12 protein-coding genes and 1 pseudogene are annotated in these 15,202 nt (G+C 59.9%); 5 read left to right on the forward strand and 8 right to left on the reverse strand.

What is annotated here, in order from left to right; genetic code table 11:
• Window positions 1–3 precede the first annotated feature (3 nt).
• Window positions 4–1,251 carry a DNA-protecting protein DprA gene (locus IPK70_14735; protein ID MBK8228416.1) on the reverse strand — a complete coding sequence of 416 codons (1,248 nt, stop codon included), beginning with the start codon at window positions 1,249–1,251 and terminating at the stop codon, window positions 4–6.
• A 3-nt stretch (window positions 1,252–1,254) separates the two neighbouring features.
• Window positions 1,255–3,352, reverse strand: a pseudogene (locus IPK70_14740) (RecQ family ATP-dependent DNA helicase).
• Window positions 3,353–3,620: 268 nt separating this feature from the next.
• Here IPK70_14740 and IPK70_14745 point away from each other — a divergent pair.
• From IPK70_14745 to IPK70_14760, 4 genes are all read left to right on the forward strand, one after another.
• Window positions 3,621–6,635 (forward strand): CHAT domain-containing protein, encoded by a 3,015-nt coding sequence (locus tag IPK70_14745; protein ID MBK8228417.1) that lies wholly within the window; start codon window positions 3,621–3,623, stop codon window positions 6,633–6,635.
• A gap of 74 nt (window positions 6,636–6,709) precedes the next feature.
• A complete protein-coding gene (locus IPK70_14750) occupies window positions 6,710–7,498 on the forward strand; it encodes a hypothetical protein (protein MBK8228418.1) in 789 nt (262 codons plus the stop codon).
• Window positions 7,499–7,500: 2 nt separating this feature from the next.
• Complete coding sequence (locus tag IPK70_14755) at window positions 7,501–8,991, forward strand: hypothetical protein (GenBank protein MBK8228419.1); 1,491 nt, start codon at window positions 7,501–7,503, stop codon at window positions 8,989–8,991.
• 79 nt (window positions 8,992–9,070) lie between these two features.
• Window positions 9,071–9,385, forward strand: coding sequence for a hypothetical protein (locus IPK70_14760; GenBank protein ID MBK8228420.1), 315 nt, complete (start codon window positions 9,071–9,073; stop codon window positions 9,383–9,385).
• Window positions 9,386–9,464: 79 nt separating this feature from the next.
• Here IPK70_14760 and IPK70_14765 read toward each other — a convergent pair whose 3' ends face one another.
• From IPK70_14765 to IPK70_14775, 3 genes are read right to left on the reverse strand one after another with little or no spacing between them, the layout of a single operon-like run.
• Window positions 9,465–9,911 carry a hypothetical protein gene (locus IPK70_14765; GenBank protein ID MBK8228421.1) on the reverse strand — a complete coding sequence of 149 codons (447 nt, stop codon included), beginning with the start codon at window positions 9,909–9,911 and terminating at the stop codon, window positions 9,465–9,467.
• Window positions 9,911–10,384 (reverse strand): helix-turn-helix transcriptional regulator, encoded by a 474-nt coding sequence (locus IPK70_14770; GenBank protein MBK8228422.1) that lies wholly within the window; start codon window positions 10,382–10,384, stop codon window positions 9,911–9,913. Before IPK70_14770 ends, IPK70_14765 begins: the two co-directional genes overlap by 1 nt.
• Window positions 10,368–10,868, reverse strand: a complete 501-nt coding sequence (locus IPK70_14775; protein ID MBK8228423.1) for a hypothetical protein — start codon at window positions 10,866–10,868, stop codon at window positions 10,368–10,370. Before IPK70_14775 ends, IPK70_14770 begins: the two co-directional genes overlap by 17 nt.
• A 158-nt stretch (window positions 10,869–11,026) precedes the next feature.
• On the opposite strand from IPK70_14775, the gene IPK70_14780 reads away from it, so the two are divergent.
• Window positions 11,027–12,505, forward strand: coding sequence for an SAM-dependent DNA methyltransferase (locus tag IPK70_14780; GenBank protein MBK8228424.1), 1,479 nt, complete (start codon window positions 11,027–11,029; stop codon window positions 12,503–12,505).
• A 53-nt stretch (window positions 12,506–12,558) separates the two neighbouring features.
• Here the strand turns inward: IPK70_14780 and IPK70_14785 are convergent, their stop codons facing one another.
• From IPK70_14785 to IPK70_14795, 3 genes are read right to left on the reverse strand one after another with little or no spacing between them, the layout of a single operon-like run.
• Window positions 12,559–13,305 carry a hypothetical protein gene (locus IPK70_14785; GenBank protein MBK8228425.1) on the reverse strand — a complete coding sequence of 249 codons (747 nt, stop codon included), beginning with the start codon at window positions 13,303–13,305 and terminating at the stop codon, window positions 12,559–12,561.
• A gap of 24 nt (window positions 13,306–13,329) precedes the next feature.
• Complete coding sequence (locus IPK70_14790) at window positions 13,330–14,529, reverse strand: hypothetical protein (GenBank protein ID MBK8228426.1); 1,200 nt, start codon at window positions 14,527–14,529, stop codon at window positions 13,330–13,332.
• 4 nt (window positions 14,530–14,533) lie between these two features.
• Window positions 14,534–15,013 (reverse strand): hypothetical protein, encoded by a 480-nt coding sequence (locus tag IPK70_14795; GenBank protein MBK8228427.1) that lies wholly within the window; start codon window positions 15,011–15,013, stop codon window positions 14,534–14,536.
• Between the last annotated feature and the right edge of the window lie 189 nt (window positions 15,014–15,202).

Genomic DNA, 15,202 nt, shown 5'->3' on the forward strand with positions numbered 1-15,202 from the left:
GCCTCAACCCGCGCTGAACAAGTCGGGCTCCGCCAACTTGTAGCTCTTCTTGCGCCCCACAGGCGGTTCCACCTTGTTCAGGTGTACTAAGTGCTCGAGCAGCTTGTCGATGCGCTCGGTGGTCATACCGAGGTGCTTGGCGAGGGCCTTGTCCGTCATGGGTGTGGTCAGGGCTTTGAGCACGGCTTCCATGTCATCGGTCTCGGAATGTGCCGTGGCTGTTCCGTTGCTCTTCACTGGCGCTGCTTTCTTGGGCTTCTCGTAAGCCACCGGTGGTTCGTGCACTTCGGCCGGTTGCCCCGCGAACAATTCGTGCGCGGTTAGCGAACCGCGTTCCAGCTCCTCCATGCGCAAAGCATGCGGGTCCGCATCGGGTAGCACCAATGCACCACGCTCCACCAAGGCCCGGTTTCCCGAGCGCAGGTCGGCCTGGTGCTTTACCCACACGGGCACCCACTTCTTCTTCAGGTCTTCGGTGGCACCGGCCCATGTGCCGCCTTTGCCGTTATCGGAGCACACCACCACGGCCGCGCGGCTGAGACAGTAGACATATTTATTGCGCGACATGGCGTTCGCCCCACTGAAGCCCGATTCGGGGTGGAAGGGACAGAGCAGCACGATGTCGCTGCGTTGGATGGCATCGCGGTACTTGTGGCTGGTAGCGGTCTTCAACAAGCTGTCGGCCACCACGCCGATCACGGTGCCGTTCGCTTCGATAGCACCGCGCATGGAAGCTTCGTCCACGCCACGGGCACCGCCCGATACGATGGTCCAACCTTGTTGCGCGGCTGAATGGCCCAATTGCCGAGCGAAGTGGAGATCATCTTCCGCCGCATTGCGCGAGCCGATCACCGCGAGGGCTTTCGTGTCGAGCTTCTTGCGGTCGCCTGCGCCATAGAAGATTGGCGGCGACTGGTCGCCTAATCGTTCATGTAGCAGCTTGGGGTAATCAGCCGATGAGCGCGTGATGACCCATAGACCCGCACGCTGCCATTTCTCCAGAAGCAGGCCCACTTGGAAACCCCGGTCGAGCAAGGGAAGGAGCCGTTCCAACGTAACGGCCTTGTCCTGGAACGTTGCGAGCGTATGCTTGGGATCGCCCACGAGCAGGTCGCTGGCCTTCATGCCTTGCGCGCTCAACCATGCAGCCAAGCGCGACCACTCGCCCGGTGCGAGCGGATGCACGGATCCCCCACCGGGCAGGTGCGCGGTGAGCAGCAGGGTCACATGGTCGTCCGGTCGTAGGTCCATGGGTCAGGCGTGCGAAGTACTGGCAAGCGCCACGGGATACACCAAGTTACTTCCGGCTTGGCGCAGTTGCGCGGCGATGATGGCAAAGGTCCAACCGGAATCGACCGCATCGTCCACCAGGAGGACAGGACCTTCCGGCAAAGGCGTGTTGATGGCGAAGGCGCCTTCCAGATTGGTGCATTGGTGGTGCTTGTTCTGCATAAGCTTCTGCGGCTCGTTGGTCTTGGTCTTCGACACGACCTGCCTGAATGGGATGCCGAGGCGTACGGCAAGTCGTTGGGCGAAGTCGGGCACCAAGTGCGGGTGGTTCAATGAAGGTACACAGGTGAGCCATTCCGGAAACGGCTCTGGTCGCCAACGCTGGGTGATCATCTCGGTCATAGCATCCACGAGGTCGTCCTCAAACCGGTTGGCGTGCTTCTGTGCGGCCACCAGCTTTCCCCAGCCGGCGTCGCCCCAGCGACAGAGCACACGGCCCAACTCTGGTCGCAGGTGCGGCAGGAGTTTGCCCTTCTCCGATAGCCCGGTCAAGGTGCCGGGCGGCACACGGGTCGGGCATTTCAACTCGAACTCAGCATGCTTCAGGAACAAGGCGGCCTTGGAAATGGTGGTGGCATCAAGCTCGGTCCGGAAATGCTTGCTGAGGCAATTGGAGCAGCGGCCGCACGAGGTCACGCCAGTGTCGTCCAATGCGGCTTGCAGAAAGTTCATCAAGCAGCCCTTGTGTTCCAGGTACAAGTGGACCTGTTCCCATTCGCGCTTGCGTTGTGCGGTGAGCCGTTCGATTCGTTCGGTATCCAGCTTGAACGGAACGGCGGTGCGTTTCCAGTTGAAGCCTTCCTGCACCACTGGTGCGGGCTGCTCCATCGCGAGGAACTTCAGCGCACGTTCGATCTGGCCGTAACGCAAGTTGATCACCTGTTCGATCTGCCATTGGGCCATGGCGTCGACCTTCTCCAGTAGGGGCGAGAATTCGCGCAACGGTGCTGGCGGCCGGAAAGGCGTTCTCCTGGAAGTAGGCGTGTATCTCTTCATCCTCGTCACCGGCCAGCAGTATCCCGTAGGCCTTGTCAATGGCTCGCCCGGCGCGGCCCACCTGCTGGTAGTAGGTGATGATGGATGAGGGTGCTTGGTAGTGGATGACGAAACCGAGGTCGGGTTTGTCGAAGCCCATGCCCAAAGCCGTGGTAGCCACCAGCGCTTTGAGCGTCCCGTTCAGGAGCGCGTCCTCCAGCTGCGCACGGCGCGTGTTGGTATCCGCATCGTCCGTGGCGGCGATTCCCGCATGATAGGCTTCGGCTGTGATGCCGCATTGTTGCAACCACTTCGCAACGCGTTCGGCGTCTTTCGTGGTGAGCGTGTAAATGATCCCGGAGCCCGGTAGCTTGGGCAGGTAGTGCGCGAGCCAGGCCAGCCGCGAAGCTTGGTCCGGCAGGCGGAGTGCATCAAGTCCGAGGCTTGTCCGCACCAGGGTGCCCCGTTCGATGGTGATATCCCCGAGTTGGTCTTGCAGGTCCTTGATCACCCGATCGTTGGCCGTAGCCGTGGTGCCCAGAACGGGGAGGTTGCCGGGCAGCCGTTTGAGGATGGAAACGATGCGTCGATAGTCCGGCCGGAAATCATGCCCCCAATCGCTGATGCAATGCGCTTCATCCACCACGAGCATGCCGATGCGCGCCGCGATGGGCAGCAGCACTTCATCCACGAAGCGTTGGTTCGCCAACCGTTCCGGGCTTATCAGGATCGCGTCCACCTCGTTCGCAAGCACTGCGGTGATCACGGCATCATGTTCTTCCTTGTTGGCACTGTTGATCGTTACGGCCTTTATCCCCATGCGCTCCGCAGCGAGCAACTGGTTGCGCATCAACGAAAGCAGGGGACTGATGATAAGGGTGGGTCCAGCACCTTTCTCCCGCAACAGTTTCGCCCCGATGAAATAGACCGAGCTCTTGCCCCAACCCGTGCGCTGTACGACCAGCAGGCGCTTGCGATCGCGCACAAGCGCGACGATGGCTTCCAACTGGCCATCGCGGAATTCCGCGGTCGGCGTACCGACGGACTTTCGCAACAGTTGAAGTGCTTCGTCCTCGATGGTGGTCATGAGAGCAAGATAGCCGCCGTCTTTGGCTTGTTGTGCCGATCTTGTCGCTCGAATAACGGCCCATGACCTCCCCCGCCATCGTCAACAAAGTCTGGAACTTCTGCCACACCCTGCGCGATGATGGCGTGGGCCTTGGTCGCGACCTCGGATGCTAGAAGTCAGTGATGGCGCAGAAGATCAAGGGGAATTATCAGGAGACATAAGAATGCAAGGCACTCCAATGGGACATAGCATCACCGCCTTTTCCGGATCGTGCCTCCTTGGATCGATGTTGGTACTAGGGTGCACCGCACCCAAGCAGAGCCTGTACAGCAGGTACCTCACCGAGGGCAGGCTGGATCTGGCGGAAGCCCAAGCGGACACGACCTATGCCGCGCATTACTCCGAGCATAGATCAAGTTCGCTGCCCGCATTCCAACGCGACAGCATTGCCGGCATCCAGTTCTACTACGATGCGGACAGGTACCGGGGGTGCATGGCTTTTGCGAAACACGAGGCTGCGGCCGATCGTGCCCGGCAACTGCTGGCCAATAGCCTTGGCAAGAACGATCCATACTACCTGGATGCGGTCATGGAGTGCGCCTACGCCCGACTCTTGCAAGGGCGCCGGGAAGAAGGGTTGGAGCTGGCCAAGGAAGTGAAGACCAAATTGTTGGCGGATCCCACGTTGGGGCGCGACAGGGTCGGCCTGTCGGACCTCTTCACCTTCTACATGCAGGCGCAAGATGAAGCCACCGTGAAAGAGGTCGTTCGTCGTGGGCTCGCATACTACAACCCGGCGTATCGTACCGTGCCCGATACCGAAGGCAAGGCCCTCCTGGGCGCCCCGGAACTGGGGGCTTTCGACCGGGTCACCGACCTGGGCGCATACTCCCGCTTTCTCAACCACGCTGCCCTGTACAACTGGACGGTACTTGATCCATTCTGGTGCGAGCACTTCTACAAGTTCGATCGTGCCTTTGCCAAATGGTACAGTTCCACCGTTCGGGATGAGAACGTCGCGGACATCGCTTACGCGCATGCCATCGCCGGCCTTGGCAAATCTTCCGCCGCTCTGGAACTGGATAAGCGTGCGTACCTGGCCCTTGGCAAGCGCTATAAGGCGAGCAACGTTGATTATGCCATCGGCGCAACGAATTATGCGAGCCACTATCTGGACTATGCGACGAATAATTGCGTCGCCATGCCCTATGCCTACCTCGATTCCATCTACTCGGTCGATTGTCCGAAGATGAACGGGAGGACGAACGAAGAAAGAATGCGTTACATACAGTGCTCATGCGGGCAAGCCTTGTTGCGCACCAGTGCAGGGGAACCGGATTCCGCGCTCTCCACCTTGCGCAAGGCCGAGGTAGCTTACCACTTGATGGGCATGCGCGGTCGCACGCCGGAATCTTACGGTGGCATGTACGCGGCGTACACGGCCACATGGTTCGAATACTGGCTTTCGACCGGCCACTATCAGCGGTGCGATTCGCTGTTGAACGTAGCCGAGCGGATACCGCTCACCTGGCGAATCATGCGTCCCAAGCTGGCTTACATGCGGGGCAAGTTGCAACTGGCGCAGGGCGATCCTGAAGCAGCAGCACGGACCCTTGCCTCCCATCGCACGGTAACGAACACTTATCGCAATGAGGGTCTTGCAGCCTTTTCGTCGCGGAACACCCGGGACCTTTTGGGGGCCTATGAAAGTGCCGATGCGTTGGAATTGACCGCATTGTTGGCACTGCCGGGCAAGGAGCAACAGCTCCTGTCCATTCTGGACAGCAGGAAACTGAAGGTGGCCAGCGCACAGATCCAAGCGGCACACGATAAGCGGATGGGCTTCACGGATGAGGTCTATGATGAAGCATATGCTGACTGGCACCGCACCAAGAAGGAGATCGGTCGGATCATGACCGACAGGAGCGCTACCGCCTCCATGCTCCAACGCGCGCGCTCGCTGGAGGACACCCTCAGCGCCCAAGAGGCACTGCTCTCCCTCCTCTACCGGGAATGGATGAAGGACGTTCGGGATCAGCCTGGTTATGTAGACCGGTTCACGGTGGAAGCAGCCTTGAATCCCAAGACCGCGGTGATCGATGCACATCGCGTCCACCTGTTCGATGCCGGGCTGACCGCCTATGAACCGGCTTACTTGCTCATGGTACGCCGGAACACGGGCGTACCCACAGTCATCCGCGTTAATGATGCCGAGCGCATCGACTCCCTTATTGCCGTTGTGAATGAGCGGCACACGCAAGGCAAGGATGCCCCGGAAGCCATCCAAGCGTTGAGCGATGCGCTGGTAGCGCCCCTGAGCGCGGCCTTGGGAAAGACATCCTTGGTGTATGTATGTGGCGATGGTGCTTTGGGTCTGCTCAATTGGTCCTACCTCTGGGAAGGCTCGAAACGCTTCTGTGAGGATCGAAGCATACAGCACGTACATGGCATGCACGCGCTGCGCTACAAGGAGGTCACCGGCTATTTCGATTACGTGAGGGAGGCTGCGTTCTTCGGCGCACCAACGTACTATTCAAGCAATGCGTCCCGCGAGGCGAATGTGACCAATGCCGCACGCATTTCGACCGCACAGGGCGAGGTGCGGGAATTCACCGGTAAGGACGGAGTGAAGGCACTGCCACATACGCAACCCGAGATAGAAGCCTCAGCTCGTATCGTGAAGGACGCGCCTCTTGTAGCCATGAACGAAAGGGCGGTAAAGACCTTCCTCGGGGTTGATGCAACGGAAGCGAACGTGCGGTCCCTTGGCAAAGTGAACCTGTTGCACATTGCCACACACGGCTTCTTCGAGCAGAATGAGGACGAGCTCATGAGCATGTACCGCTTGAATGATTCGCTCTCCTCGTTCAGCCGCGACCCCCTATTGCGATCAGGTTTGTTGCTTGCAGGCAGCGGTGATTACCTCGCGAACGGAACCCGTTCTGCTGCGCTTGATGATGGTTTGCTGAGCGCGGCCGAGATCGCTGATATGGATCTGTCCAAGACGGAGCTGGTGGTCCTGAGCGCCTGCCAGTCCGGCCAAGGCACCGTGGCCACATCGGACGGAATTGATGGGCTGCAGAGTGCGCTGTTCATCGTCGGCGCGAAAGCGGTGATGGTATCCTATTGGAAGGTGGATGATAAATTCACCACCATGTTCATGCAGGAGTTCTATCGGCGATGGAGCGGCAAGGAACGCCATGCGTTCGAGGCGCTGCGCAGCACGCAGCGGCACTTCGCCGCGATGCCGGAATACGCTTCCCCCCGCTATTGGGCTTCCTTCAATATCGTGGCCCGATGAACGCCCGCACAGTTGGCAGGACATCCCTTCGCTCGTTGAATGCCCTAGGGCAATTGCAGCGGATCGGGTTGTGCATGGCCGTATTCCTCCTTCCGTGGACGGCGTCTGCCCAGGTCGAAGCGGCGCGGGTTGAGCTACCGCCTCCATTCACACGGGCACAGGAGAAAGCGGTGGAGCTCCGCATAGTTCAAGACGGTGCTACTTCAGAGACCTCCATTTTGCATGCGTTGCGGACGGCTCTCGGCAAGGACTTACCCCGACAGGCGGCGATCACATTGGTCGCCAAGGATGGAGTGCAACCTTTCGTCCTTGATCGTGTGGACCGGGTCAAACCTGGTAAGGGAGTGCAGTACACCGTGGTCCGAGGGGATAGTCAGTTGAAGTTCTCTCGTCCTGAGCAGTTGAATGTCTTCTGGAGCGACAGCTTGGTCGTGGTCGATTCCTTGGTTTTGGACTTTGCGGGACTACGTGGTGCTGGGCCGGGGCAGTTGTATATCACCGTGCAGAACGATGAGCAGATGGTGATGCCCTCCATCAGGAAGCGAAAGAGTGACCCTGCCCTGCATGTGCTCCGGGATCCTTGTTCCTCCTCGGGTCCTGGTGAACAGGACACAACCTGCGTGCGCAACATTCGCCTGACCAGCAGCACAGAGCCAAGGCTGAATGGTTCCGCTCGTTTCATCTTCCTTAGCGCTTACGACCGCACACGGTTGGTCGCCTTTGCCACCGCGATCAATGAGGCTTCCGGGTTGGACCGGGATGCGCTGGTCGACCGGGTAGAAGCCTTCACCAAGACATACTATGGTCCTCCCATCCGCAGTGATGTTGAGCGTTTGCTGATAGGTGCAGGTCTTATCCATTGAGCGTGGAAAAGCTGATCCACTTCCTTGGGTTCTTCCTGATCGTCGGCGTCGTCCTCATCGGGCTGGCTGGTTTCATCCGGCGGTCACAGCGGAATGCGATAACGTTCACATTAGTGTGGTCTTTGGCCCTGACCACGATCGTAGTGTATTTGCAGTCGTTCCTGCCGCTGCGGTTCGGTGAGCAGATCAGTTCCTTGGAGTTCGGTGGATTTGTATTGGAAGGCATACACGATTCGCGTTCGAAGGCTGAGAAGTTCCTTGAGCGCAATTGCACGCTGATCGATGTATCCCAGGACCTGCGATTGATACCAGCGCCCAACCAGATCGACAGCGGCGCATCCGTTGCTGTTACCGATCGGGAGAAGCTCGCTTCGTTCTTGGAGTACCTGGCGCCTGACACGGCCTTGTTCGACATGGTCATCGTCGATGTGCTTTTCGACATTCCTACAGCGCACGACAAGCCCTTACAGGCGGCACTAATTGACTTGGCCAAGAAGGGAAAGTTGGCTTTGGCGCACGACGAGCAACTGTGCCGTGATGTATCCTTCTACCACAACGATGAACTCATCGGCACCTTTGGAGAAGTGGGGGAAAGGGAACAGGATGGCCTCTATTACAAGCATACACTGCTTCGGCGTTCGGTCAAGGGCGATAGGTTGTTGTCGCTGAGCCTGCCTTACCGCGCGTACACACGCATGAACAAGGTGGAGCGCATCGACCGTTTCAGTGGGCTGTTGGGTTCTGCCCGGGAGCATGGGCCACATGTGGACCGGTTCATTCGGACCTGGTTCAATCCGATACTACTGGGAGGCACCCTGCCAGAATCAGAAGGCCTTCTGAAGAGGCTGGGGCATGAACTAGGCTTCGGAAGCGACACCTATTCGCTATCGCATCAGCACGAACTGCAGGCTTTGCGAGGTCTGAACGCCGCCACGCCTCTCGGTCGTTGCACCAACGAGATCATGGAGGATGAAGGGGCACCATTCCTGCGCGCGATGCTCAAGAAGCGCATGGAAGAATCAGGCCCTCACGTGATCGTCATTGGCAATTTCCTCGATGGTGAACGCGACGTCCACCAAACGGCGCATGGAGCCATGCACGGTTCCGCTATCGTCATCGGGGTTCTCCATGAATTGTTGGAAGGAGGGCACCGAGCCTCTTGGGGCTTCCTGTTGGTTGTTTGGGCCTGTCTTGCGGGTATCACATGGGCGCTGCTTAAGCAATGCAAGACGAATAGCGATCAAAGATCCGTTTCTCATCCCGCCCCAAGGAGGAGGATGCTCGCGACCATCGGCCACCTTCTATTCGTGGAAGAGAAGCACTACTGGTTCCTGTTCTTGGCCTTTGTCTTGGTGGAGATCTTGTTCCTGCGCATCGTGAACCTGCTGTCCTTGGTCCTGGTCTTCGCCATCATGGAGGTCGTGTTCCGCGCTATGCTTCAGCCTATCAGTTCATCCGATCAAGTGAGTACATCGAACAAGTCGACACCATGACCTCCACCGCCATCGTCAACAAAGTCTGGAACTTCTGCCACACCCTGCGCGATGATGGCGTGGGCTACGGCCGCTGACTATGCCCAAGCGCACCGAACACCGTCGAGACCCAAGTGATGTGGAGATCACGCGTTTCGAGCTGATGCGCATTTTCGATGGCGACGAGGAGTGGCTGCGCACGCTGGAGCACAATTTCTTCTGCGGCACCTGCCATGTGCCGAACCGCCGCCTGATCAATTACCGGGTGATGGTGAACGATCTGTTCGACATCGCCCTTCAAGGCACCTGCAATGGTTGCCACACCATCGCCGCCCGCTATGTGGAGACCGGCGAGGATCCAGAGAAGGTGAAGCGGATAAAGGCGGTGCTGCGGGAACGGAAGAAGGCCCGCTGAACGACGGTCGGCACTATACTGGACATGCAGCAAATGCCGGATCCGCACATTTATGGCACGCGCAGTATAGTGCGGTGCCCTACTTACCCTCCAGTGGGAGTTCCGGCGCAAAGGCCTTCACATCCATCAGCGGAAGCAATGCGCCGTGCAAGGGCGTGCCCTTGAACACGCCGAACATGATGCCGCGCGTGGTGCTGATGGCAATGCCGTTGAGCGTGGCCAGCAGATCGGGCGGGATCACCGCGATGCCCTGCTCGTTCTTGTAGACGAGCGTGTTGAAGTCGGCCACGGAGAAGGATACCGTTGCACTGAGCTTACCCACGGGCACGGCGCTCTTCTGGGTAACGATGTTAACGGTCACGTTGCACAGCACCCAGCCGTTCTGCTCATGCACGGCGTTCTCAAGGTTCACGCTGAAGTTCAATCCCGAGGCCGCTTCATCCTGTGGAGGCACCGGATGGATGTGCGACTCGTTCAGCTGAAGGAGGTTCAGGCTGTACTTGTAGGGAGGCTTGGCGTCGCTCATCAGGCAAAGCAGGGTTGCTTCTGTCCATAGTGGTACAGTGGTTCGCTCACCATGGGCACAGCCCCGGCAGCGTTGGAGGAACGGCTCACGAAAGCCATTTCGCCCATGGCCACAGTACGGCGCTCTTGCGAGAGGGCAGGTGCTTGCACGCTGACCGTAGTGGAGAACACCACCCTCTCTTCCTCGGGGCGCAGCAGGTCGGCAACGCTCATACCCAGCGCATGGCCGATGTCCACTAGTGTATCCAAGGTGAAGTTGTGCCCGCCGCTCAGCCACTTGGTGACCATGGAGGAACCCTTCAAGCCACACGCCTCGGCCAGTTCCTTCTTCTGCATGCGCAGTTCTTCGAGGCGATCTGCGATGCGCACGGCTGCACGCATCTTGATCGACACCTTCTCCTGCTGCTGGGGCGTGATGCGTGCCAGCAGTTCGTCCAGGATGGCGCTGCGATAAGGCTCAGGTGTCTTGCTCATCATCCAATTCTAATGTGAGGTCACCGGTCCATTCCATCTCGTCGGATGTCCAACCGATCTCACGGTTCTGCATTTTCTCTTTCATGGCCTTGGAGATGGCGATCATCTCTTCGGCTGCTTGTTTCAACTTCGGGTCATCCTGCCAGGCACGCACCAACTTCGGACCACCTGCCCCCAGCAGGAGTATCGAGTTCCCGTATCGTATGCCATAGGCGCGTAAGGTGGCGGTCACATCATCGGAGACAGCTACGACCAAGTCGCCCGGCAAGCCTTCGCCAATTCGGAAAAGGTCCGTGCGCAAGCCGGTCTGCTGACCCATGGTGCGCAGCTTGGCGACCAGATTCTCGGTCTCTTTGGGGTATTGGGTTGCGCATTCCTTCAGCAAGGTGTCGAAGAGGCTGGCACTTCCATCGGTCCTCACAAGCGTGTAAACCGTTGCCCGTCTCCCCGAAAGTTGAACGTACTTGACGATCCGATAGTTCATCTAAAGCCGAATTTTGGCCCCAGAAGCGAACCGTCCTCGCCAACGATTTCACCCTTAGGTGCATTTTGCGGGTTCAAACCTACAACATTTGACTTGGTCGGCCCAAGCTTATAATCCGTCGATTTTCCCGTCAAGGTCATAATCCCTAAGCTAGCAGAATGACCTCCACCGCCATCGTCAACAAAGTCTGGAACTTCTGCCACACCCTGCGCGATGACGGCGTGGGCTACGGTGATTACCTCGAGCAGCTCACCTATTTGCTGTTCCTGAAGATGGCTGATGAGTACAGCAAGCCGCCCTACAAGCGCGACACCAAAGTGCCCACCGGCTTCGACTGGCAGAGTCTGCGCGGCAAGAGCGGCGCCGAGCTGGAGAGCCATTACGTGAAGCTGCTGGACGAGCTGGGCAAGAAGACCGGCATGCTGGGCGACATCTTCGTGAAGGCCCAGAACAAGATCACCGACCCGGCCAAGCTCCACAAGCTGATCCAGCTGATCGACGGCGAGAGCTGGGTGCTGCTGGGCGCCGATGTGAAGGGCGATATCTACGAGGGACTGTTGCAGAAGAACGCCGAGGACACGAAGAGCGGTGCCGGGCAATACTTCACGCCGCGTCCGCTGATCCGGGCCATGGTGGAGTGCGTGCGTCCACTGCCCGAGAAGACCATCGCCGACCCGGCCTGCGGCACCGGCGGCTTTTTCCTCGCGGCCTACGACCACCTGACCAACCCGAAGAACTTCAAGCTGAACAAGGACCAGCTGAAGTTCCTGAAGTACGAGACCTTCCACGGCTGGGAGATCGTCACCAGCACGGCGCGCCTGTGCCTGATGAACCTCTTCCTGCACAACGTGGGCGACATGGACCACGAGGCGGACATCACCCGCGATGACAGCTTGCGCGCGGCGCCTGCGAAGAAGTTCGACTACGTGCTCACCAACCCGCCCTTCGGCAAGAAGAGCAGCGTGACGGTGACTAACGACGAGGGCACGGAAAAGCGCGAGGCCCTCACCTACAACCGCCAGGACTTCTGGGCCACCACGAGCAACAAGCAGCTCAACTTCGTGCAGCACATCTGCAGCATCTTGAAACCGGGCGGCACCGCCGCCGTGGTGCTGCCGGACAATGTGCTCTTCGAAGGTGGCGCCGGCGAAACCGTGCGCAAGCAATTGCTGCGCACCACGGAGCTGCACACCATCCTGCGTCTGCCCACAGGCCTCTTCTATGCACAGGGCGTGAAGGCGAACGTGCTCTTCTTCGAGAACAAGCCCGGCGCCAAGACCCCCTGGACCAAGGACGTATGGATCTACGACTACCGCACCAACATCAAGCACACGCTGAAGACCGACCCGCTCCAGTTCGAAGACCTCACGGAATTCATCAAGTGCTACAACCCTGCAGACCGTCACAAGCGCAAGGCGACATGGAGCGACAAGTCACCGGAAGGCCGCTGGCGCAAGTACAGCTACGACGAGATCATGACCCGCGATAAGGCCAGCCTGGACATCTTCTGGCTGAAGGACGACAGCTTGGAGGACAGTGCCAACCTGCCTGAGCCGGGGGTGCTGGCGGCGGAGATCGTGCAAGACCTAGAGGCGGCGTTGAAGGAGTTCAGGGCAATCGCAGATGACCTCCACTAGTGATAGCACACTCCCAGTGTTCGCGGCTTTGGCATATTGTCATGCGCGCTACTTCAGCCTTCAGCCCCGCCGAACATCTGCCCCATCCCCCGCTTCGCACGGCGTCCGAGCACTTCTGATGTTTCCACCACCTTCCCCTTCACCAGCCACGAGACCCCGAAGGCAAGCAGCATGACGGTCTCCGGCCAGAAGATGCTTTGCTCCAGGACGAAGCCCGCGATGCCTGCCCAGATCAGGCAGCACGCGATCACGATCCCGCATGCGCGGTGCAAGGCATTGCGCCGCTGCTTCGATGGGTCCAGCTCTTTGTCGGTGATGGGAAAGAGGAAGTACGACATGTAGGCGAAGCTGATGAAGAGCGTGGCCGCGCCGATGAAGTGGGCGGTGCCCATGTAGTCTTCCCACCAGGTCAGCGGCGGGTAGTGGCCCTCGACCTCGGTAGGGAAGAAGGCGAGCACGAGCGCGCCGATTCCCGCGATGCGCGCGGACAGCCGGTCCTTCCAGCCCGTGGGGTTGTCGTAGCCATCGTAGGTGATCAGGAAGATCCCGAGCGCGACCACGATCCCGATGAAGACCGCTTCGGCCCCGGTGTGGTAGTATCCGCTGATACTCTCAAGCAGTGCCCAGCGATCGGCTGCGCCATTCACCGGCCGCCAGCCTGCGGCAATGAACACCATCAGCGGCAGGGCAATCCCGAGGATGCCGAGCAGTTGGCGGTGCGCATTGCTGGAGAGGTCGTCTTCATTCTCCTCGGGGATGAAATCGCTCCGTAGTCGTCGGGTGCTCCTGATCTGTTCCATGGTGCGATGTCGGAGGTGCCTGCTTCAATCATCATCCCTCACCCCGTAGATCAACTTGAACTCCACGGGCTTGTGGTCGCTGTAGTAGGAGCCGTAGGTGCCCACATTGAAGTTGCCGGTGCCGGGATAGTCCCCGTCGTCGGGGTCCCATGTCGGCTCCATGAGGGCCACCAGGTCGAGTGGCACGAAGTGGTGCGGGTCGATGTCCGTGGCGGTGAATCGCGGTCGGTACATCACGTGGTCGAAGGGCTTGCCGGTGCGGGCCACGTTGGTGGCCAGGCAGGCGGCGTTGATGGATTGATAGCCGCTGGGCGTGGCATCCACGAGCTCGTCGCAGTCCTGGATGTTCATGTCGCCCACGATCAGGTGGTCGGGCTCGCCGTTGGCGGCGTGCTCGGCGATGAAGGCGAGCTCATCGCGGCGCTGCTCGTCGGCGCCTTCGTCGGCGGCCAAGTGCACGTTGGTCACCGCGAAGTCGAGCGTGCCATCGAGCGTGGCGAAGTGGAAGGTCCACGGCACGCGGTCGAAGGTGGGGTTGCCCACCAGCGGCTGGTCAACGAAGCCGCTGGGCGCGTGCAGGTATTGCAGCACGTGCGGTTTATAGAAGGCCACGAAGTACTCGCTGGTGCTGCCGTTGGTGGTGTTGCTGCTGCGCCCGGTCTTGGCGCTGCTCAAGGCGTAAGCGAACCGGTAATCCTCCATGAGCTGGAAGAAGGTCCGGGCTTGTTGCGTGCCGCTGAGCATGTAGTCCGGGTACACCAGGTCCATGGGTGCCGAGACCAGCTCCTGCACCAGCACCAGGTCGTAGTCCTTCAGCAGGTCCACCAGCGGCTGGTACTGCTTGTTATTGCCCTGCCCGATGAACTTGATGTTGAAGGAGCAGGCCTTGAGCGGCTTGGGCACGCCGGTGGCGATGGGGCCGCCCGGCGTCCCGGGGCCCGTGGGCGTGCCGCCGCCGCGCGCCCACAGGGGTGGTTCGGCATCGCGCAGCCGCACGCGGTTGCGGTACACGTAGCCGAGGCAATTGCCCGGCGCGCGCACGTGGTAATAGCCGTCGTGGTCGTCCTCGTCCTCCAGCACCAGCGTGTCGCCCGCCTGCGCATGGTAGCATTCTTCGGTGTCCGTGCTCGGCCCTTGGCGCACGTAGCTGCTTCGGCTCACGATGGCCACTTTCGCCGTGGCATCGAGCGCGAGCACGAGCAGGGGAAGGAGCAGCGCGCGCATGGCCTCAGGGCTTGTTCTGCGCGGCGGCGCGGGTACGGCTCGCCTCGCGGATGGCATCGATCTCCTTCTGCGCGGTGCTCTTGATGCCCATCCAATCGCTGAAGAGCTTGGCGGCGCCCTTGCTTCCGCCGGCGATGATCATGGCCGTGATGAGCATGCCCATCAGGGTCATCTTGCTGTGGCTCACCGGCAGCAGGATGCTGAGCGCATCGAAGTCCCACCACCAGCACACATAGAAGGATACGCCCAGGGCGATGAGCTCCTTGATGCCACGATTGCGGGGCTGCGCATCGGTGATGGTGCCTTGGTCGGCGCCACCCTCGTGCTTCACCGTATAGGCCACGCGCTCGATGAAGGCGCGGCTCTCGAAGAGCAAGGCGAGGGCGCGCTCAATGAGCAAGGCCAATAGCAGGATGGCGAGGAGCACCTCGCTCACACGCTCGAAATCGAGGAAGAAGAGGTTGGGGTCGACCTTGCTGTGCATGGGGCTGGATTTGCACCAGCGAACCTATCGGCCCCTACTCTCCCCTGTTACCGGTGTTTACACGGGTACCGGGGGGCTTTTTGCACGGGTATGTTCTCCGGCCGAAAGCATTGCCCAAGGCGCGCATCACCTGCTGTACCCCCTCACGCGGGACTCCTTTCGTTCGTCACTCCGGAGCGCGGGAGCTGC

The organism is Flavobacteriales bacterium (assembly GCA_016712535.1).
GTDB lineage: Bacteria > Bacteroidota > Bacteroidia > Flavobacteriales_F > PHOS-HE28 > PHOS-HE28.

Coding starts and splice junctions, on each gene's coding strand:
- IPK70_14735 (MBK8228416.1), bottom strand. CDS start 1,251: ATGGACCTACGACCGGACGACCATGTGACCCTGCTGCTCACCGCGCAC.
- IPK70_14745 (MBK8228417.1), top strand. CDS start 3,621: ATGTTGGTACTAGGGTGCACCGCACCCAAGCAGAGCCTGTACAGCAGG.
- IPK70_14750 (MBK8228418.1), top strand. CDS start 6,710: ATGGCCGTATTCCTCCTTCCGTGGACGGCGTCTGCCCAGGTCGAAGCG.
- IPK70_14760 (MBK8228420.1), top strand. CDS start 9,071: ATGCCCAAGCGCACCGAACACCGTCGAGACCCAAGTGATGTGGAGATC.
- IPK70_14765 (MBK8228421.1), bottom strand. CDS start 9,911: ATGAGCGACGCCAAGCCTCCCTACAAGTACAGCCTGAACCTCCTTCAG.
- IPK70_14770 (MBK8228422.1), bottom strand. CDS start 10,384: ATGAGCAAGACACCTGAGCCTTATCGCAGCGCCATCCTGGACGAACTG.
- IPK70_14775 (MBK8228423.1), bottom strand. CDS start 10,868: ATGAACTATCGGATCGTCAAGTACGTTCAACTTTCGGGGAGACGGGCA.
- IPK70_14780 (MBK8228424.1), top strand. CDS start 11,027: ATGACCTCCACCGCCATCGTCAACAAAGTCTGGAACTTCTGCCACACC.
- IPK70_14785 (MBK8228425.1), bottom strand. CDS start 13,305: ATGGAACAGATCAGGAGCACCCGACGACTACGGAGCGATTTCATCCCC.
- IPK70_14790 (MBK8228426.1), bottom strand. CDS start 14,529: ATGCGCGCGCTGCTCCTTCCCCTGCTCGTGCTCGCGCTCGATGCCACG.
- IPK70_14795 (MBK8228427.1), bottom strand. CDS start 15,013: ATGCACAGCAAGGTCGACCCCAACCTCTTCTTCCTCGATTTCGAGCGT.